The following is a 19,523-nucleotide window of genomic DNA, read 5'->3' on the forward strand; positions in this document are numbered from 1 at the left end:
GGGGAGGAGCACTGGGGACACACCGGAGGCACGCTGAGACGCACTGAAGGCCCGCCCCCAGAGGGGACGGGCCTTCAGTCAGTGGCTAGTGCCTAGCGACGTGCGCTCAGCTCTGGCCGCCGGCCAGCTTCTCGCGCAGGGCAGCCAGCGCCTCGTCCGACGCCAGGGCGCCGGAGGTGTCGCCACCCTCGGAGGAGTACGAACCGCCGGTCGCGGCCGGAGCGGCGGCCTCGCCACCCTCGGCGGCAGCGGCAGCGTCGGCCTCGCGGGACTTGATGACCTGCTGCTGGTGCTGCTCGAAGCGCTGCTGCGCCTCGGCGTACTGGCGCTCCCACTCCTCGCGCTGCTTCTCGTAGCCCTCGAGCCAGTCGTTGGTCTCGGGGTCGAAGCCCTCGGGGTAGATGTAGTTGCCCTGGTCGTCGTAGGACGCGGCCATGCCGTACAGGGTCGGGTCGAACTCGACCGAGGCCGGGTCGGCACCGAAGGACTCGTTGGCCTGCTTCAGCGAGAGGCTGATGCGGCGGCGCTCGAGGTCGATGTCGATGACCTTGACGAAGATCTCGTCGTTGACCTGGACGACCTGCTCCGGGATCTCCACGTGGCGCTCGGCCAGCTCGGAGATGTGGACCAGACCCTCGATGCCCTCGTCCACGCGGACGAACGCACCGAACGGAACCAGCTTCGTGACCTTACCGGGCACGACCTGGCCGATCTGGTGGGTGCGGGCGAACTGCTGCCACGGGTCTTCCTGGGTCGCCTTCAGCGACAGGGAGACGCGCTCGCGGTCCATGTCGACGTCGAGAACCTCGACGGTGACCTCCTGGCCGACCTCGACAACCTCGGACGGGTGGTCGATGTGCTTCCAGGACAGCTCGGAGACGTGGACCAGACCGTCGACGCCACCCAGGTCCACGAAGGCACCGAAGTTGACGATCGAGGAGACCACACCGGAGCGGACCTGACCCTTCTGGAGGGTCGTGAGGAACGTCTGGCGGACCTCGGACTGGGTCTGCTCCAGCCAGGCACGGCGGGACAGGACCACGTTGTTGCGGTTCTTGTCCAGCTCGATGATCTTGGCCTCGAGCTCCTTGCCGACGTACGGCTGAAGGTCGCGGACGCGGCGCATCTCGACCAGGGAGGCCGGGAGGAAGCCACGGAGGCCGATGTCGAGGATGAGACCACCCTTGACGACCTCGATGACGGTACCGGTGACGATGCCGTCCTCTTCCTTGATCTTCTCGATGGTGCCCCAGGCACGCTCGTACTGGGCGCGCTTCTTCGAGAGGATCAGGCGGCCTTCCTTGTCCTCCTTCTGGAGGACCAGGGCCTCGATCTCGTCACCGACGGCGACGACCTCGTTGGGGTCGACGTCGTGCTTGATCGAGAGCTCGCGGCTCGGGATGACACCTTCGGTCTTGTAACCGATGTCGAGCAGGACCTCGTCCCGGTCGACCTTCACGATGACGCCGTCGACGATGTCGCCGTCGTTGAAGTACTTGATCGTCTCGTCGATCGCGGCGAGGAAGGCTTCCTCGTTACCGATGTCGTTGACCGCTACCTGCGGGGTGGTGGCGGTGGTCTCGGTGCTGCTCGTCATGTGGGAAAGGGCTCCGGTACGGACATTGAAGTCGTAGGTACTGCTTACGCCGGGAGCCTGTTTCGCTCTGCAGAAGCCGGACAGCCAAGGAAGCGCCCCACCAATCACTGGTGATGACGCCTCGAGAACCGAGGGGACATACAACAGATGCGAGCGCAGCCTGCTACGTCTGAGGTGCGCAGGCCCGCAGCGCAACTTGTAGCATACGGGGGCAGCCGGACAGGGTCAATGCGCGAAGACGCACACCCGGGGCGGATCGCCGCATTCCAGGCACAAGGCGGCGTGCGACACCACCCGTATACCGGACACGCCACGAGGCCGCGCAGGCCTGAGACACCTCTTCCGTGACTCCGCCGAAGCGGGATGGACGGAAGAGTACGACGAGGGAGCCGATCATCCAAGAGCCCGAGCAGTCCGACCCGGAAGCCACCCGACGTACGGCGGGTGTCACGGAGAGTTCCCGGGCCAACCGGGGCTGGTGGGACCGGAACGCGGACGAGTACCAGATCGAGCACGGGACGTTCCTCGGCGACGACCGCTTCGTCTGGGGCCCGGAGGGGCTCGACGAGGTCGAGGCCGAGCTCCTCGGCCCGCAGGAGGACCTCAAGGGCAAGGACGTCCTGGAGATCGGCGCCGGCGCCGCCCAGTGCTCCCGCTGGCTGGCCGCGCAGGGCGCCCGTCCGGTGGCCCTGGACCTCTCCCACCGCCAGCTCCAGCACGCCCTGCGCATCGGCGGGACCTTCCCCCTGGTCCAGGCCGACGCGGGCGTGCTGCCCTTCCGGGACGGCTCCTTCGACCTCGCGTGCTCCGCGTACGGCGCGCTGCCGTTCGTCGCGGACCCGGTCCTGGTCCTGCGCGAGGTGCACCGGGTGCTGCGTCCCGGGGGCCGCTTCGTCTTCTCGGCGACGCACCCGATCCGCTGGGCGTTCCCGGACGAGCCGGGCCCCGAGGGGCTGTCGGTGTCTGCCTCCTACTTCGACCGCACGCCGTACGTCGAGCAGGACGAGGAGGGGCAGGCGGTCTACGTGGAGCACCACCGAACGCTCGGTGACCGGGTGCGGGATATCGCGTCCTCCGGCTTCCGGCTGGTCGATCTGGTCGAGCCCGAGTGGCCCGCCTGGAACACCTCGGAGTGGGGCGGCTGGTCGCCGCTGCGCGGCGGTCTGATCCCGGGCACGGCGATCTTCGTGTGCGAGCGGGACTGACGGAGCGGGGCGAGCGCGGGCACGGGGGCGGGGCGGTTCCGGAGGGTTCCGGTCAATCAGCGGTGCGGGCCGCCGTCCGCGTGTGCCCGCCGTACCGGCCGGGCACAAACGATGAGTCGACAAGTCGTCGCCCTCAGGGCTGCGGTCAGCGGTGCCACGCGGTGGGGGGTACGCGCATGCACGTCTGTCACGTCTGCCCGGTCTGCGGGCGCAGCGACAGGACCACGAAGCTCAGCGCGCACTGGAGGGCGCTGTCGGCCGGCCAGCGGGCCGGGGCGCCGCACCTCGCGCGCCCCGCGCTCCACGACGAGCGCTGGAGCGAGCCGCTCGGGCTGCTCACCCTGGGCTGCGCCCTCCTCGTCTCCGAGGCGTGGCTGGGGTTCGTCGGGGTGGCCGGCGGGGGCGTCTGGCTGGTGTCGCTGCGCGACAAGGTGGCCCAGGCGGCGCGGCTACGGGCCGACTGGCACCGGAAGCAGTTCTGCCGTCGCTGCCACCACGCCTTTCTCCCGTGACGTCTGTCCCTGACATCCCTCCTGTGACGCTGCCGCCGTGTCCCTGACACCGTGCGGGCTTCTCCCCCGACACCGTGCCCGGGCCTCCTGGAACACTGGTGCGGTGATCCGCCACGACGCCCTCGACCGCCTTCCTGTCCGCTCGGCCGTGCCCGCCCTCGGGAACGCGCTCGACGAGCACGGGGTCGCGGTGCTGTGCGCGCCGCCCGGTACCGGCAAGACGACCCTCGTGCCGCTGGCCCTCGCCGGGCTCGTCGGCGGCGGCCCGGCCCGCCGTGTGGTGGTCGCCGAACCGCGCCGGATCGCCGCGCGGGCCGCGGCCCGGCGGATGGCGTGGCTGCTCGGTGAGCAGCCCGGCCACAGCGTCGGCTACACCGTGCGCGGGGAGCGGGTGACGGGGCGCCACACGCGCGTGGAGGTCGTCACGACCGGTGTGCTGCTGCAGCGGCTGCAGCGGGACCAGGAACTCTCGGGCGTCGACGTCGTCGTCCTCGACGAGTGCCACGAGCGGCATCTGGACGCCGACACGGTCGCCGCCTTCCTGCTCGACGTACGCGAGGCCCTGCGGCCCGAGCTGCGGCTGGTGGCGGCCTCGGCGACGACGGACGCGCAGGGCTGGGCCCGGCTGCTGGGCGGGGCCCCGGTCGTCGAGGCGGAGGGCGTGTCGCACCCCGTGGAGGTGGTGTGGGCGCCGCCCACGCGTCCGGTGCGGCCGCCGCACGGGTTGCGGGTAGACCCGGCGCTGCTCACGCATGTGGCGTCGGTGGTGCGGCGGGCGCTCGCCGAGTGCGAGGGCGACGTCCTCTGCTTCCTGCCCGGGGTCGGGGAGATCGCGCGGGTGGCCGGACAGCTCGGGGGCCTGGGGGACGTCGAGGTGCTCCAGGTCCACGGGCGGGCTCCGGCGGCCGTGCAGGACGCGGTGCTGTCCCCCGGCGCCGGACGGCGGGTGGTGCTGGCGACGGCCGTCGCGGAGTCGTCGCTGACGGTGCCGGGGGTGCGGGTGGTCGTCGACTCCGGGCTCGCGCGGGAGCCGCGGGTGGACCACGCGCGCGGGCTGAGCGCGCTGACGACGGTACGGGCCTCGCAGGCGTCGGGACGGCAGCGTGCGGGCCGGGCGGGGCGTGAGGCGCCGGGACGGGTCTACCGCTGCTGGCCCGAGGCGGAGGACGGACGACTGCCCCGTTTCCCGGCGCCCGAGATCAGGCTCGCCGATCTGACGGGGTTCGCGTTGCAGACGGCGTGCTGGGGCGATCCGGACGCGTCCGGGCTGGCGCTCCTGGATCCGCCGCCGGGCGGGGCGATGGCGGCGGCGCGGTCGGTGCTGACGGCGGTCGGCGCGGTGGACGCGGCGGGACGGGCCACGGACCGGGGTGTGCGGATGTCCCGGCTCGGTCTGCATCCGCGGCTGGCCCGGGCCCTGCTGGACGCGGCCCCGGAAGTGGGGGCGGACCGGGCCGCCGAGGTGGTCGCCCTGCTGAGCGAGGAGCCGCCGCGGGAGTACGGGGACGATCTGGCGGCGGCCTGGCGGGCGGCCCGGCGCGGCAGCGACGCGTACGCGGCCCGCTGGCGGGACGAGGTGCGCCGGCTGCGGTCGACGGCGGACGGCCTCCCCGTACGGGCGGACGGGGCCCGGCACCGCGACGCGGAGCGGCCGACGAGGCCGACGGACGATCAGGTGGCCGGTCTTGCCGCGGCCCTCGCCTACCCCGAGCGGCTCGCCCGTGCCGACGGCGGCTCCTGCCTGATGGTGAACGGCACCCGTGCCGAGCCCGCGGACGGGTCCGGACTGCGCGGTGCTCCCTGGCTGGCGGTCGCCGTGGCCGACCGGCCCGTCGGCGCGGTCCACGCGCGCGTGGGGCTCGCCGCGGTGGTGGACGAGGACGTGGCGCGGCGGGCCGCCGCCGCGCTGCATGCCGAGGGCGAGGAGGTCCGCTGGGCGGACGGGGACGTCGTGGCCCGTCGGGTCGAGCGGCTCGGGGCCGTGGAGCTGACGGTGCGGCCGCTGCGGGACCCGGACCCGGGCCTCGTACGGGATGCGCTGCTCGCGGGGCTGCGGGAGGAGGGGTTCGGTCTGCTGCGGTGGTCGCCGGGGGCGCAAGCGCTGCGGCAGCGGCTCGCCTTCCTGCGGCTGCACCTGGCCGATCCCTGGCCGGACGTCCGCGACGACGCGCTCCACGCGCGCGTGGAGGAGTGGCTGGAGCCCGAGTTGAGCCGTGCGCGGCGGCGCGCCGATCTCGCGCGGATCGACGCGGGACAGGCGCTCTCGCGGCTGCTGCCCTGGTCCACCGGGGACGCGGCCCGGCTCGACGAACTGGCGCCCGAGCGGCTCACCGTCCCGAGCGGGTCCGCCGTCCGGGTCGACTACGGCGACCCGGAGCGGCCGGTCCTCGCCGTGAAGCTCCAGGAGATGTTCGGGCTCCAGGAGTCGCCCAGGATCGCCGGTGTGCCCGTGCTGGTGCATCTGCTGTCCCCCGCCGGGCGGCCGGTCGCCGTGACCGCCGATCTCGCCTCCTTCTGGCGGGACGGCTACCGGGCCGTACGCGCCGAGCTGCGCGGCCGGTACCCCAAGCACCCCTGGCCCGAGGACCCCGCCTCCGCGGAGCCGACCCGGCACACCAACGCGCGGCTCAGGCGGTGACCGGCTCGGGCTCGGCCGGCTCGGCGGGCGCCGGACCGGCCGGGCGGCGGCCGCGCGCCTCCAGGTAGAGCGACAGCGCCAGCAGACAGAGGCCCAGGGAGAGAAAGCCCCAGGGCAGATACGACGTCAGCAGCAGGATCGGCAGGCGGTTGTGCTTGACGAGCGCGACGGTCGACCTGATGTAGTCCTCGCGCATCTTCACATCGCCCGCGAACGCCGTGACCCTGGCGCGGCCGCCGAGGAGCGCGCCGCCGCGCAGTTCCTCCTTGTGGATCTCCTCCCCGGAGACCGGCGCCCCGGTCAGGGGTTCGACCCAGAACCTGCGGACCGTGGTGTACCAGCGGGTCGTGCCGGTCTTCGCGACCCCCTCGGGGGTGATGCCCTTGACGGGCATGACCTTGGGGAAGGGCACCTTGGTCCAGGGGATGGTCTGTTCGAAGTAGTAGACCGTCACCCCGCGGAAGGTCCGGGTGCCCTTGTAGTGGATGGGAGCGGTGACGCGCGCCTGGGCGTCGAAGTACTCGTAGTCCCTCTTCTGGGTGAGGAACGGCCACTTGAACTCGATGCCGTCGCGCCGGACGGGGTCCTGGTCGACCATCTCGCCGGCGGCGTGGACGGGTTGCTGGCTGTGGGCGTCGAAGATGTAGCGCTCGGGGATGCGGGAGACCATCTGCCCGTCGGGGCCCTGGGCGTAGGACAGGCCGTCCCAGACCACCACGTCCCGGCCCGTCGTCCGCCGGACCGTCCGCGCGGCCTCCACGTTGCCCTTGAGGGTCTGCACGACGGTGACCTCGGGGACCGTGCGGGGGGTCATGGTGGAGTAGTCGAGGAGGGTGGCGTTCTTCGCCTGGAGGACCATGGTCTGGTACTGGTTCGCGGGGACCTTGGCCAGGCGCGGGAAGACGTACCAGCGCAGCAGGGGCGACAGCGCCGTGAAGAACACGGCGAGGGCGAGCAGGATCAGACCGGCCTTGCGTCGCATCTCGGCGTCCTCCCTGTGTGTACGGTGCGGGCGTCCGGGGCCGCCTGCTCGTCCGTCACGGATGGCTGGGGACGGTCGTCAGCAGCGGTTTCGGGGACGTGCTGCCGGACGGCGGGCCCAGGGCCGACAGCGCGAACACCACGGCGAGCGCCGCGGCGAGACCGATCGCGGCGGCGACGAGGGCGCGCATACGGGCCTCCCCGGGCAGAGCTGACAACCCATCAGGTCCGGCACCGTAGCAACGGGCGCGCCAGATGAGAACACGTGCTGCAAGAAGGCGGCGGCGCCCCTCCATGAAGGAAGGGCGCCGCCGTCGTACGCGGACCGGTGCGGCGCTACGCGCTGGGGCTGGGCGACGGGCTGTCCGAGGAACTCGGGCTGGGCGACGGCGAGGCCTGCGCTACGTTCAGCTCGACCGTGAGGGTCGCGCCGCCCGCGGTGGTGATGCGGAGCAGGAACGTGCCGGTGGCGTCGTCGGCGTACAGCTTCGGGAGCTTCAGCAGGCCCTTGGCGTCCGTCTGCAGACCCGTGAGGGTGCGTACGGTCTTGCCGTCGGCGTCCTTGAAGTAGGGGCCCTTGTCGTTCTCGGTCGGGTCGTCGGCCGACTTGACGAGGGTCGCGGTAGCGGCGACACCGTCGGCGACGGCACCCTTGTACGTGGCCTTCACCTCGACCTGGTCCGCGAACTCGCCTCCCGGGGTGCAGGTCAGCGCGGTGTCGCTGGTGCGGGCGAGGGTGTCGGCCTGGCGTTCGGTGACAGTGGCCGTGTACTCGGTGGCCACCGTGCGGCCCACGAGAAGGGCACGGACCTTGAAGTCGCCGGTCTTCTGGCCGGCCACGAGCGCCGGTGCGGTGGCCTTGCCCGATGCGTCGGTGATGACGGTCGCCACGGTCTCGCCGCCCGTGAAGGTGGCGTCCGTACCGGCCTCGATGGTGAACCTCACGCGGACCTTCGGCACCGCCTTGCCCGCCTTGGTCACGGCCGTCAGCGCGATCTTCCGGTCGAACGTGTCGCCCGTCCTGGCCGAGAGCGTGCCGGTGACGGCGTCCGCCAGATGGTCCACCGTGTCGCTCGCGGTGGGCGGCTTGGACGAGGGCTTGCCCGGCGTCGACGGGTCCGAGGGCGAAGTGGTCGGGCCCCCGGGCTTCTGGGGGCGGCCGGGCTTGTCCGGGCGGCCCGGCTTGTGGGTGCCGGAGTTCTCGGTGCTCCCCGGCTTCGGGTCGTGGTTCGCGCCGGAGTCGCTGCGGTGCCTGGGCACCGTGCCCGTGCCGTCCGGGACCGAGTGGGTGCCCTTGAGGTAGTACTCGTACCAGGACAGAACGGTGTTCAGATAGTCCTGCGAGGCGTTGTAGCCGAGGATCGCCTCGTTCATGTCGGCCTGGACCGACAGGTCACGGTCGGAACGGCAGAGGTAGTGACCGGCGGCGAGGGCGGCGTCGTAGACGTTGTTGGGGTCCTTGACCCCGTCGCCGTTGCCGTCGCGGCCCGCCCATGCCCAGGTGGACGGGATGAACTGCATGGGGCCGACGGCGCGGTCGTAGGTGGCGTCGCCGTCGTAGGCACCGTGGTCGGTGTCCTTGATGTTCGCGAAGCCGTTGCCGTCCAGGAGCGGGCCGAGGATCTTCGAGTTCGTCGTGCCGTTCGCGTCGACATCGCCGCCGCGGGCCTGGCCCGACTCGACCTGGCCGATGGCGGCGAGCAGCTGCCAGGGCAGATTGCAGCCCGGCTTGGACTGCCGGAGCTCCGCGGCCGCCTTCTTGTAGGCGTCCAGGACGGTGGCCGGTATTCCGGCCTCCGCCGCGCCGACGGGGCCGCCGGGCGTGGGACCGGCGGTCGGACCGGGGGACGCGGTGGGGCTGTTGAGCGGCGGGAGGTCGGTGTAGTAGCCGCCGTTGCCGGTGGCGGTGCCGTCACCGCCGTCGAGGGCGGTGCTGTCCGTCTCGGGGGTTGCCTGCGCGCCGGTGGTCTGTCTGCCCTGGTCGTCGATGGTCACTCCCGGAGCTTGGGACGCGGCCAGAGCCGCGACCGCGGCCGCGGCCAAAGCCGTGCTGGCCGCCCCCTTGCGCAGCCGCCTGCCGATATGCGCCGCCATCGAGTGAACCCCTCCTGTCGACGACCTTATGTAGTGGTCTGTCTGTTTGTGCGACCGTGTCCCCCAGCACAGCGACCAAGTGACCCTACGACAACTTCCGCCGCCTCGGCACCCGTTGGCGCCCGGTTTTCACCAGTTGGTCATGTGCCCTTGGGTTGGAAAACAGGAATCGGGAGCTCACCTCACCCGTTTCTTGTGTCCCTCATACTGGACGTCTGTGATCGCCGGGTGGTTGTGCCCGGTCAATGCCTGCCGAGGGAGCCGACGTGCCGTTCACCCTCAGCCATGCCGCGGCGGTACTGCCCGCCGTGCGCGGGGACGGATCCGGGCGCGGACGACTGGTGCCCTCGGTCCTCGTCGCGGGTTCGTTCGCGCCCGACATGACCTATTTCGCGGCGAGCGTGGTGTCCGGAGCGATGGACTTCGGTGCCGTCACCCACTCCATCGCCGGGGTGTTCACGGTTGACGTGCTCATCGCGTGGGCGCTGATGGGGGCATGGCTGGTGCTGCGGGAGCCGGTGGTGGCGCTGCTGCCGGCGGCGGCACAGGGGAGGGTGGCCGCCCTGGTGCGCTGTGGCACACCGCGCCGCAAGGTCTCGTTCGGGCTGCTCGTCCAGTGGTACGTGTCCGCGGCGCTGGGCGCGCTGACCCATGTCGTCTGGGACGCGTTCACGCATCTCGACCGGTGGGGGACCCGTTTGTTCCCGGTGCTGCTGAGGCCGGCCGGGGGAACGCCGCTGTACACGTATCTGCAGTACGGCAGCTCCGTGGTGGCGTTGGTGGTGATCGCGCTGTTCGTGCCGGTCCTGCTCCGACGGATGCCGGCGCGCCCGGCCGCGGCGTCGGGGGTGCCGGTGCTGTCCTGGGCCGACCGCTGGCTGGCGGGTGCGGTGATCGGGGGCTGCGCGGCGGTGGGCGCGGTGCAGCGGGCGTCCCAGTGGTGGGCGTACTGGGGGGCGACCGCGAAACCGTGGGACATGATCCCCCCGGTGTGCTTCGGGGCGGGCGCCGGGCTCGCCATCGGGCTGGCGGTGTATGTCGCGGGGGTCAGGGCGTTGCGCCCGGCCCCCGCCGACCCGTCGGCCCCCCGGCCGGAACGAGGCCGGCCCACCGCCCCCTGATCCCGGCCGCCGGCCCCGACCGCCGACGCGGAACGGGGCCATGGCTGCCGGGGACGGGGGCGCGGGTGTCCGGCGGGCTAGTGCGCCGCCGACTCCCAGTCCGCTCCGTCACCCACCGACACATCCAGCGGCGCCCTCAGCTGAACCGCGCCCGCCATCTCGCGGCGGACCAGTTCCTCCGCCTTCCGGCGCTCGCCGGGAGCGATCTCCAGCACGATCTCGTCGTGCACCTGGAGGAGCATGCGGGAGGCGAGGCCCGCCTCGTCCAGGGCCCGGTCCACGTTCAGCATGGCGATCTTGACGATGTCCGCCGCCGTGCCCTGGATCGGGGCGTTCAGCGCCATGCGTTCGGCCATCTCCCGGCGCTGACGGTTGTCGCTGTTCAGGTCCGGGAGATAGCGACGGCGGCCGAAGAGCGTCTCGGTGTAGCCGGTGGCCCGGGCCTCGTCCACGACCCGGCGCAGATAGTCCCGCACTCCTCCGAAGCGCTCGAAGTACGTGTCCATCAGGGCCCGGGCCTCCGCCGCCTCGATGTTCAGCTGCTGGGACAGACCGAAGGCCGACAGACCGTAGGCCAGGCCGTACGACATGGCCTTGATCTTGCGCCGCATCTCCGCGTCGACCGCGTCCCGGGCCACCCCGAACACCTGAGAGGCCACCGTGGTGTGCAGGTCCTCACCGGAGGTGAAGGCCTGGATCAGACCCTCGTCCTCCGACAGATGCGCCATCACCCGCAGCTCGATCTGGCTGTAGTCCGCCGTCATCAGGGACTCGAACCCGTCGCCCACCACGAAGCCGCGGCGGATCGCCCTGCCCTCGTCCGTGCGCACCGGGATGTTCTGCAGGTTCGGCTCCGTCGACGACAGCCGGCCGGTCGCCGCGACCGTCTGGTTGAACGTCGTGTGGATCCGGCCGTCCGCCGCGATCGTCTTGATGAGACCCTCGACGGTCACCCGCAGCTTCGCCTGCTCGCGGTGACGCAGCATGATCACCGGAAGTTCGTTGTCGGTCTGGGTGGCGAGCCATGCGAGGGCGTCCGCGTCCGTCGTGTAGCCCGTCTTCGTCTTCTTGGTCTTGGGCAGACCCAGCTCGCCGAAGAGGACCTCCTGGAGCTGCTTGGGCGAGCCCAGGTTGAACTCGTGCCCCGCCGCCGCGTGCGCCTCCTTCACCGCCTGCTGAGCGGCGGCCGCGAACAGCTGCTCCATGGCCTCCAGATGCGTGCGGTCCGCCGCGATGCCGTGCCGCTCCATACGGGCGAGCAGCGCGGAGACGGGCAGCTCCATGTCGCCCAGCAGGTCCGCCGCGCCGACCTCGCCGAGCTTCTCCTCGAACGCCTGGCCGAGGTCGAGGATCGCGCGGGCCTGGATCATCAGCGCGTCGGCCTCGGCACCCTCGTCGGCACCGAACGCGAGCTGGCCGTCCGCCGTGGCCGCAGGCGCCAGCTCCCGGCCGAGGTACTCCAGCGACAGCGCGTCCAGCGCGAACGAACGGCGACCCGGCTTCACCAGGTACGCGGCGAGCGCCGTGTCCATGGCCACGCCCGCCAGGGACCAGCCGTGCTCGGGGAAGACCCGCATCGCCCCCTTGGCGTTGTGCAGCACCTTGGGCCGGGCCGGGTCGGCGAGCCACTGCGTGAACGCCTTCTCGTCCGCCTCGTCCAGCGCCGTCGGGTCGAACCAGGCCGCCGTCCCGTCGGCCGCGGCGAGCGCGATCTCCGCCACCGAGCCCGCGCCCAGTCCCCATGAGTCGACGGTCGCCAGGCCGAGGAGCTGGTCACCATGCGCGGCGAGCCACGGCTTCAGCTCGCCCGCGCCGAGCACCGCGCCGTCCAGCTCCACACCGGCCGCCGCGACCGGCGTCGTCTCGGCCTCCTCGGCCCCGGGGTCGACGGCGAAGAGCCGCTCGCGCAGCGAGGGGCTCCTGATCTCCAGGGTGTCCAGGACCATCGTGACGGTCTTGCGGTCGTACGCGGCCCGCTCCAGGTCGAGGACCGTCTTCGGCAGCTCCACCTGCCGCTCCAGCTCCGTGAGCCGGCGGTTCAGCTTCACCGACTCCAGGTGGTCGCGCAGGTTCTGCCCGGCCTTGCCCTTGACCTCGTCGACGCGCGCCACCAGCTCGGCGAACGAGCCGAACTGGTTGATCCACTTCGCGGCCGTCTTCTCGCCGACGCCCGGGATGCCCGGCAGGTTGTCCGACGGGTCGCCGCGCAGCGCCGCGAAGTCCGGGTACTGCGCGGGCGTCAGTCCGTACTTCTCGAAAACCTTCTCCGGGGTGAACCGGGTCAGCTCCGAGACACCCTTCGTCGGATACAGCACCGTCGTGTGCTCGGTGACCAGCTGGAAGGAGTCACGGTCGCCGGTGACGATCAGCACCTCGAAGCCCTCGGCCTCGGCCTGGGTGGCGAGCGTGGCGATCACGTCGTCCGCCTCGAACCCCTCGATCGCGAAACGGGGGGCCCGCATCGCGTCCAGCAGCTCGCCGATCAGCTCGACCTGGCCCTTGAACTCGTCCGGGGTCTTCGACCGGTTCGCCTTGTACTCCGTGAACTCCTCGGAGCGCCAGGTCTTGCGGGAGACGTCGAACGCCACGGCGAAGTGCGTGGGCGCCTCGTCGCGCAGCGTGTTCGCCAGCATCGACGCGAAGCCGTAGATCGCGTTCGTCGGCTGGCCCGTCGCGGTCGTGAAGTTCTCCGCGGGCAGCGCGAAGAACGCGCGGTAGGCCAGCGAGTGCCCGTCCATGAGCATCAGCCGGGGACGGCCGCCGCCGGAGGTCTTCTCGGTCTTCTTCGATGCTGTTTCTGCCACGTCCCCGATCCTGCCACGCTCCACCGACACTCGGGCCCGCCCCGGCCCGCCGCCCTCCGCGCCCCGAAGCCGCCTCCCCCTCCACACCTCGGGGCCGCCGCCCTCTCCGCGACCGGGCGCAGTCCTCGTCGGCGGCGCGTGCGAGGATCGGAGACGTACCTCACAGGTGGACGCGAAGGGGAGGACCGCGATGGCCAGCAAGCCGCCCACAGGTGACCCGGTTCAGGACGCACCGCAGGTCGCCGAGCCGAAGCACGCGGCGGCGGGACTGCCCGCCATCGGACACACCCTGCGCATCGCCCAGCAGCAGATGGGAGTGCGCCGCACCGCGCTCACCCTGCTCCGTGTCAACCAGAAGAACGGCTTCGACTGCCCGGGCTGCGCCTGGCCGGAGCCCGACCACCGGCACACCGCGGAGTTCTGTGAGAACGGCGCGAAGGCGGTCGCGGAGGAGGCCACCCTGCGCCGGGTCACCCCGGAGTTCTTCGTCGCGCACTCCGTGGCCGACCTCGCCGCCCGCAGCGGCTACTGGCTGGGACAGCAGGGGCGCCTCACGCACCCCATGTACCTCCCCGAGGGCGCCGACCGATACGAGCCGGTCACCTGGGAGCGCGCCTTCGACATCGTCGCCGAGGAGATCGCCGCGCTGGGCTCCCCCGACGAGGCCGTCTTCTACACCTCCGGCCGCACCAGCAACGAGGCCGCGTTCCTCTACCAGCTCTTCGCCCGCGAGCTGGGCACCAACAACCTGCCCGACTGCTCCAACATGTGCCACGAGTCGTCCGGCTCCGCGCTCTCCGAGACGATCGGCATCGGCAAGGGCAGCGTTCTGCTGGAGGACCTCTACCAGGCGGACCTGATCATCGTCGCCGGGCAGAACCCCGGCACCAACCACCCGCGCATGCTGTCGGCCCTGGAGAAGGCCAAGGCCAACGGGGCGAAGATCATCAGCGTCAACCCGCTGCCCGAGGCGGGCCTGGAGCGCTTCAAGAACCCGCAGACCCCCCAGGGCATGCTCAAGGGCGCCGCCCTGACCGACCTGTTCCTGCAGATCCGCATCGGCGGCGACCAGGCCCTCTTCCGCCTCCTCAACCAACTGATCCTCCGGACCGAGGGCGCGGTCGACGAGGAGTTCGTCCGCGAGCACACCCACGGCTTCGAGGAGTTCGCCGAGGCCGCGCGCGCCGCCGACTGGGACGAGACGCTCACCGCGACCGGTCTCACCCGCGCCGAGATCGAGCAGGCCCTGCGGATGGTCCTCGCCTCGCAGCGCACCATCGTCTGCTGGGCCATGGGCCTCACCCAGCACAAGCACTCCGTGCCCACCATCCGCGAGGTCGTGAACTTCCTGCTGCTGCGCGGCAACATCGGCCGCCCGGGCGCGGGCGTGTGCCCGGTGCGCGGCCACTCGAACGTGCAGGGCGACCGCACGATGGGCATCTTCGAGCGGCCCGCGCCCGCCTTCCTGGCTGCCCTGGAGAAGGAGTTCGGGTTCACCCCGCCGCGCGAGCACGGCTACGACGTCGTGCGGGCCATCCGCGCGCTGCGTGACGGCGAGGCGAAGGTCTTCTTCGCGATGGGCGGCAACTTCGTGTCCGCGTCGCCCGACACCGAGGTGACCGAGGCGGCCATGCGCCGGGCCCGGCTCACCGTGCACGTGTCGACCAAGCTGAACCGCTCGCACACGGTCACCGGCGCGCGTGCCCTGATCCTGCCCACCCTGGGCCGCACCGAGCGTGATCTCCAGGGCAGCGGCGAGCAGTTCGTGACCGTCGAGGACTCCATGGGCATGGTGCACGCCTCCCGGGGCCGGCTGGACCCCGCGAGCCCGCACCTGCTGTCGGAGCCGGCCATCGTGTGCCGCCTGGCGCGCCGCGTGCTCGGCGACGGCAGCGTGGTGCCGTGGGAGGAGTTCGAGAAGGACTACGCGACCGTCCGCGACCGCATCGCCCGCGTGATCCCCGGCTTCGAGGACTTCAACGCGCGCGTGGCCCGCCCCGGAGGCTTCACGCTCCCCCACGCGCCGCGCGACGAGCGCCGCTTCCCCACCGCCACCGGCAAGGCCAACTTCACGGCGGCCGCCGTGGAGTACCCGAGCCTGCCCGAGGGCCGGCTGCTGCTCCAGACCCTGCGCTCGCACGACCAGTACAACACCACGATCTACGGCCTCGACGACCGCTACCGGGGCATCACGGGCGGCCGCCGGGTGGTGCTGGTGAACCCGGAGGACGCCCGGGCCCTGGGTGCGGCCGACGGGTCGTACGTCGACCTGGTGAGCGAGTGGAAGGACGGCGTCGAGCGGCGCGCCCCGGGCTTCCGCGTCGTCCACTACCCGACGGCCCGCGGCTGCGCGGCCGCCTACTACCCGGAGACGAACGTCCTGGTCCCGCTGGACGCCACGGCCGACACCAGTAACACCCCCGCGAGCAAGTCCGTCGTGGTGCGCCTGGAACAATCGGCGGCCGACTGAGCGTTTGCTCAGCCGGAGGCGAGTGACCGACCCCGACGAACGGAGCCATGTCCCATGGGCGAGCAGCACACAGTGAAGTTCCCGCAAGAGATCGTCGACGAGTACGCCGCGCTCGGCGTCGACCTGCCCGCCCTCTTCTCCGCCGGACACCTCGGCACCCGTATGGGCGTCCAGATCACCGAGGCCTCACCGGAGCGGGTCGTCGGCACGATGCCCGTGGAGGGCAACACCCAGCCGTACGGGCTGCTCCACGGGGGCGCCTCCGCCGTGCTCGCCGAGACCCTCGGTTCGGTCGGCTCCATGCTCCACGGCGGCAGCTCCAAGATCGCCGTAGGCGTCGACCTGAACTGCACCCACCACCGGGGGGTGCGCTCCGGTCTGGTCACCGGCGTCGCCACCCCCGTCCACCGGGGCCGCTCGACGGCGACGTACGAGATCGTGATCAGCGACGAGGACGGCAAGCGGGTGTGCACGGCCCGGCTGACCTGCCTGCTGCGCGATGTGCGGCGGGGCGACGGGGACAACATCCCGCACGCGGGCTGAACCGGCGTCCGCACTGCCGTTGATCCCGGGGCACCGGCGCCTTAGCTTCATGGCATGGCGACGGGCAGAGCCCCCAGGCGGGGGCTGACGGTGCGTGGACTGCGGCTCGGGCAGGCCCTGTTGAAGGATGCGACGACGGCCGCCCGCGCGCGCATGGGCTTCGCCGGCCCGACGAGCGCCGAGGCGGCCGTCGCCGCCTCGGCGTCCCTCGGGCCCACGCGTCCCGGGGAGTTGTACGCGCGGGTCGTCGCTGCGACCCGAGACTTGACAAAGCATCAGGATGCCTCCGCCGTTGATCAATTGACGGTCCGTCGGGTGCGTGAGAGCTGTGCCGGCCGGAATCGCACCGGGCGCCCGAGCAAGGGCCCGTGGCAGTGAGCGGCGTCGGTCCCGTCGAGCCCGGCGAGGGCACGCGCGCGGGGAACGACAACCCGGATCCGGGCCCCCCGCGGTCCCGCGGACGCCTCGCCCTGCTGTACGGCCGGCACCGCCGGACTCTTCTCACGGCGACGACGGTGGCCGCTCTCCTCGTGGGCGGCGGCTACCTCTACGTCACCCGCCCGCAGAGCCCGCCGCCACCACCGCCCTCTCCCCCGCCGAACCCCTCCCAAGTCGTCGACGTCAGCTACCTGGACGCGGAGCCCGCATCTCCGGACGCTCCGCCTCGAAGCTTCCGCCTGTCGGTGGTGCTGAGCGTGCAGTCGGGCCCGCCCGTCACCGTGACCGGGATAGCCCAGCCCTATGCGGGCCTTTCCGTGATCTCGTCCCCGCGGCCCCCTTTCCGCACAAAGGCGGGCTCTGCCCGCAAGATCGACATCACCATGCATGTGACCGAATGCGGAAAAGTACCCGAGAACGCCGGACTGCCTTTCCTTGATGTAACTCTGCGTAATACACGGGCAATAGAGGCCCACAGTTACATCCTCGGCTCACGCTATGCGCACGACCTCTCTGCAGCCCTGCACGTCGCCTGCGGCAACCGTTCCCGGTAATCACCAAAACGGCCGACACGCCTGAACCCCTCACCGCGCGTCCTGCGGATTCTCAGCATGCGGACCGGGCGAATCGGCCGGAATTCCGCTGTTCCACCCGTGCAGTACCGCTCTGCATTACCTCGTGTCATAACAAGAGCGTCACAGCCTCGGCCAGACCCTCCTCCATGTTCCCCACGCACGCTTAGAGTCACGGCCAGTCACCGCGCGGTCTGAATGTCACTTCGGCCCAGCGCTCGACTCGGCCCCTTCCAGGTGGGGAGGGACCGTGCCAGGGAAAGGACTGATCGTGCGTCAACGTTCGCTCATCGCCATCACCGCCGCGCTGGCGGCGGGTGCACTGACCCTCACCGCCTGTGGCTCGCGCGACAACGGCAAGAGCTCGGATTCCGGCAAGGGTGGCGGCACCACCGTCACCATCGGAGTCGACGCCCCGCTGACCGGCGACCTGTCCGCCATGGGCCTCGGCATCAAGAACTCGGCCGACCTCGCCGCCAAGAACGCCAACAAGCAGAACTACGTCAAGGGCATCACCTTCAAGATCGAGCCCCTCGACGACCAGAAGCAGCCGTCCCAGGGCCAGCAGAACGCCTCCAAGCTCGTCGCCGACAGCAACGTCCTCGGCGTCGTCGGCCCGCTCAACTCCTCTGTCGCCGAGTCGATGCAGAAGGTCTTCGACGACGCCAAGCTCGTCGAGATCTCGCCGGCCAACACCGGCCCCGCCCTCACCCAGGGCGCCGACTGGCAGACCAAGAAGGTCCGTCCGTACAAGTCGTACTTCCGCACGGCCACCACGGACGCCATCCAGGGCCCGTTCGCCGCTCAGTACGTCTACAACGACGCCAAGAAGAAGAAGGTCTTCGTCATCGACGACAAGAAGACCTACGGCGCGGGCCTCGCCGCCACCTTCACCGACGAGTTCAAGAAGCTCGGCGGCAAGGTCGTCGGCACCGAGCACATCAACCCCGACACCACGGACTTCTCCGCGGTCGTCACCAAGGTGAAGAACTCCGGCGCCGACGTCGTCTACTACGGCGGCGAGTACCCGCAGGCCGGCCCGCTCAGCAAGCAGATCAAGGCCGCCGGTGCCAAGATCCCGCTCGTCGGCGGCGACGGCATCAACGACGCCACCTACGGCAAGCTGGCCGGCCCCGAGAGCACCGGCGACCTCGCCACCTCGGTCGGCGCCCCCGTCGAGTCCCTTCCCTCCGCCAAGCAGTTCGTCTCCGACTACAAGGCCGCCGGCTACAAGGACGAGTACTCCGCCTACGGCGGCTACTCCTACGACTCCGCCTGGGCGATCATCGAAGCGGTGAAGAAGGTCGTCGAGGACAACGGCGGCAAGCTGCCCTCCGACGCCCGCGCCAAGGTCACGGCCGCTACGCAGAACGTCTCCTTCGACGGTGTGACCGGCAAGGTCTCCTTCGACGAATTCGGTGACGCCACCAACAAGCAGCTCACCGTCTACGCCATCAAGAACGGCGTCTTCACGCCCGTCAAGTCCGGCACCTTCACCGGCTGACCAGGCCCGCACCATCCCACGAGCCGCGCGGGGCGCTGTTCCACTGGCGCCCCGCGCGGTCTCGCATCCGGCCACATCCGTCGAACGTCCGAAAGTCTCGGAGGACATGCGGTGAACGAACTGCCGCAGCAGCTGGTCAACGGCCTGCTACTAGGATCCATGTACGGGCTGGTCGCCATCGGCTACACAATGGTCTACGGCATCGTCCAGCTCATCAACTTCGCCCACGGCGAGATCTTCATGACCGGGGCCTTCGGCGCCCTCACGGTCTACGCGTACATCCTGCCCGACGGCACCTCCATGTGGGTCGCCCTGCCACTGATGCTCATCGGCGCCGTCCTGGTCGCCGTCACCGTGGCCGTGGGAGCGGAGCGGTTCGCCTACCGGCCTCTGCGCAGCGCTCCCCGCCTGGCCCCGCTCATCACGGCGATCGGTCTCTCCCTCGCACTCCAGCAGGCGGTCTGGGCCTGGTACCCCGACGCCAAGTCCGCCCGCACCTTCCCGCAGATCCAAGGCGGCCCCTTCCACATCGGCAACGTCACCATCCAGACCGGTGACATCTTCCTGCTGATCGCGGCCCCCATCAGCATGGCCGTCCTCGCCTACTTCGTCATGAAGACCCGCACCGGACGCGGCATGCAGGCGACCGCCCAGGACCCCGACACCGCCAAGCTCATGGGCATCAACACCGACCGCATCATCGTGGTCGCCTTCGCCCTCGGCGCCGCCTTCGCCGCCATCGGCGGTGTCGCCTACGGCCTGAAGTACGGTCAGATCGACTTCCGCATGGGCTTCATCCTCGGCCTCAAGGCCTTCACCGCGGCCGTCCTCGGTGGCATCGGCAACATCTACGGAGCCATGATCGGCGGCATCGTCCTCGGCGTCGCCGAGACCCTGGCCACCGCCTACATCGCCGACCTCCCCGGCATGGAGAAGTTCGGCAGCCAGTCCTGGGCAGACGTCTGGGCGTTCGTACTCCTCATCCTCGTGCTGCTGTTCAGGCCCCAGGGCCTGCTCGGCGAGCGCGTCGCGGACAGGGCGTGA

At 71.2% G+C, this 19,523-nt stretch carries 14 protein-coding genes; 9 read left to right on the top strand and 5 right to left on the bottom strand.

Annotation, left to right across the window (positions count from 1 at the left end; translation table 11 throughout):
• Nucleotides 1-106: 106 nt before the first annotated feature.
• Nucleotides 107-1,597 (bottom strand): 30S ribosomal protein S1, encoded by a 1,491-nt coding sequence (gene rpsA, locus ACFYX0_RS02620; protein ID WP_310775576.1) that lies wholly within the window; start codon nucleotides 1,595-1,597, stop codon nucleotides 107-109.
• Nucleotides 1,598-1,941: 344 nt separating this feature from the next.
• Between rpsA and ACFYX0_RS02625 the strand changes: the two genes are divergently transcribed.
• From ACFYX0_RS02625 to hrpB, 3 genes are all read left to right on the top strand, one after another.
• Nucleotides 1,942-2,802 carry a class I SAM-dependent methyltransferase gene (locus ACFYX0_RS02625; protein WP_388965520.1) on the top strand — a complete coding sequence of 287 codons (861 nt, stop codon included), beginning with the start codon at nucleotides 1,942-1,944 and terminating at the stop codon, nucleotides 2,800-2,802.
• A 176-nt stretch (nucleotides 2,803-2,978) separates the two neighbouring features.
• Nucleotides 2,979-3,314, top strand: coding sequence for a hypothetical protein (locus ACFYX0_RS02630; RefSeq protein WP_388965523.1), 336 nt, complete (start codon nucleotides 2,979-2,981; stop codon nucleotides 3,312-3,314).
• Nucleotides 3,315-3,417: 103 nt separating this feature from the next.
• On the top strand, nucleotides 3,418-5,952 hold the full coding sequence (gene hrpB / locus ACFYX0_RS02635; RefSeq protein WP_388965525.1) for an ATP-dependent helicase HrpB: 2,535 nt from the start codon (nucleotides 3,418-3,420) through the stop codon (nucleotides 5,950-5,952).
• On the opposite strand, the gene ACFYX0_RS02640 is transcribed toward hrpB, so the two are convergent.
• From ACFYX0_RS02640 to ACFYX0_RS02650, 3 genes are all read right to left on the bottom strand, one after another.
• A complete protein-coding gene (locus ACFYX0_RS02640; RefSeq protein WP_388965528.1) occupies nucleotides 5,942-6,934 on the bottom strand; it encodes a DUF3068 domain-containing protein in 993 nt (330 codons plus the stop codon). The two genes, hrpB and ACFYX0_RS02640, sit on opposite strands and share 11 nt — an antisense overlap.
• A gap of 55 nt (nucleotides 6,935-6,989) precedes the next feature.
• A complete protein-coding gene (locus tag ACFYX0_RS02645) occupies nucleotides 6,990-7,124 on the bottom strand; it encodes an SPW_0924 family protein (RefSeq protein WP_388965531.1) in 135 nt (44 codons plus the stop codon).
• Nucleotides 7,125-7,269: 145 nt separating this feature from the next.
• Entirely contained in the window at nucleotides 7,270-9,027 is a 1,758-nt protein-coding gene (locus ACFYX0_RS02650; RefSeq protein ID WP_388965534.1) for a lytic transglycosylase, read from the bottom strand.
• Between the two features lie 266 nt (nucleotides 9,028-9,293).
• On the opposite strand from ACFYX0_RS02650, the gene ACFYX0_RS02655 reads away from it, so the two are divergent.
• Entirely contained in the window at nucleotides 9,294-10,148 is an 855-nt protein-coding gene (locus ACFYX0_RS02655) for a DUF4184 family protein (RefSeq protein ID WP_388965536.1), read from the top strand.
• 77 nt (nucleotides 10,149-10,225) lie between these two features.
• Here the strand turns inward: ACFYX0_RS02655 and polA are convergent, their stop codons facing one another.
• A complete protein-coding gene (gene polA / locus ACFYX0_RS02660) occupies nucleotides 10,226-12,952 on the bottom strand; it encodes a DNA polymerase I (protein ID WP_388965538.1) in 2,727 nt (908 codons plus the stop codon).
• Nucleotides 12,953-13,142: 190 nt separating this feature from the next.
• On the opposite strand from polA, the gene ACFYX0_RS02665 reads away from it, so the two are divergent.
• The 5 genes from ACFYX0_RS02665 (at nucleotide 13,143) to ACFYX0_RS02685 (ending at nucleotide 19,523) form a co-directional block, all read left to right on the top strand.
• Complete coding sequence (locus ACFYX0_RS02665; protein WP_388965541.1) at nucleotides 13,143-15,422, top strand: FdhF/YdeP family oxidoreductase; 2,280 nt, start codon at nucleotides 13,143-13,145, stop codon at nucleotides 15,420-15,422.
• A 54-nt stretch (nucleotides 15,423-15,476) separates the two neighbouring features.
• Nucleotides 15,477-15,965, top strand: a complete 489-nt coding sequence (locus tag ACFYX0_RS02670) for a PaaI family thioesterase (RefSeq protein WP_388965545.1) — start codon at nucleotides 15,477-15,479, stop codon at nucleotides 15,963-15,965.
• 374 nt (nucleotides 15,966-16,339) lie between these two features.
• A complete protein-coding gene (locus tag ACFYX0_RS02675) occupies nucleotides 16,340-16,957 on the top strand; it encodes a Tat pathway signal sequence domain protein (RefSeq protein ID WP_388965923.1) in 618 nt (205 codons plus the stop codon).
• A 289-nt stretch (nucleotides 16,958-17,246) separates the two neighbouring features.
• Complete coding sequence (locus tag ACFYX0_RS02680) at nucleotides 17,247-18,479, top strand: branched-chain amino acid ABC transporter substrate-binding protein (protein WP_311697053.1); 1,233 nt, start codon at nucleotides 17,247-17,249, stop codon at nucleotides 18,477-18,479.
• A 111-nt stretch (nucleotides 18,480-18,590) separates the two neighbouring features.
• Nucleotides 18,591-19,523, top strand: a complete 933-nt coding sequence (locus ACFYX0_RS02685) for a branched-chain amino acid ABC transporter permease (RefSeq protein ID WP_311697052.1) — start codon at nucleotides 18,591-18,593, stop codon at nucleotides 19,521-19,523.

This window comes from Streptomyces sp. NPDC002573 (assembly GCF_042889625.1).
Taxonomy (GTDB): domain Bacteria; phylum Actinomycetota; class Actinomycetes; order Streptomycetales; family Streptomycetaceae; genus Streptomyces; species Streptomyces gibsoniae.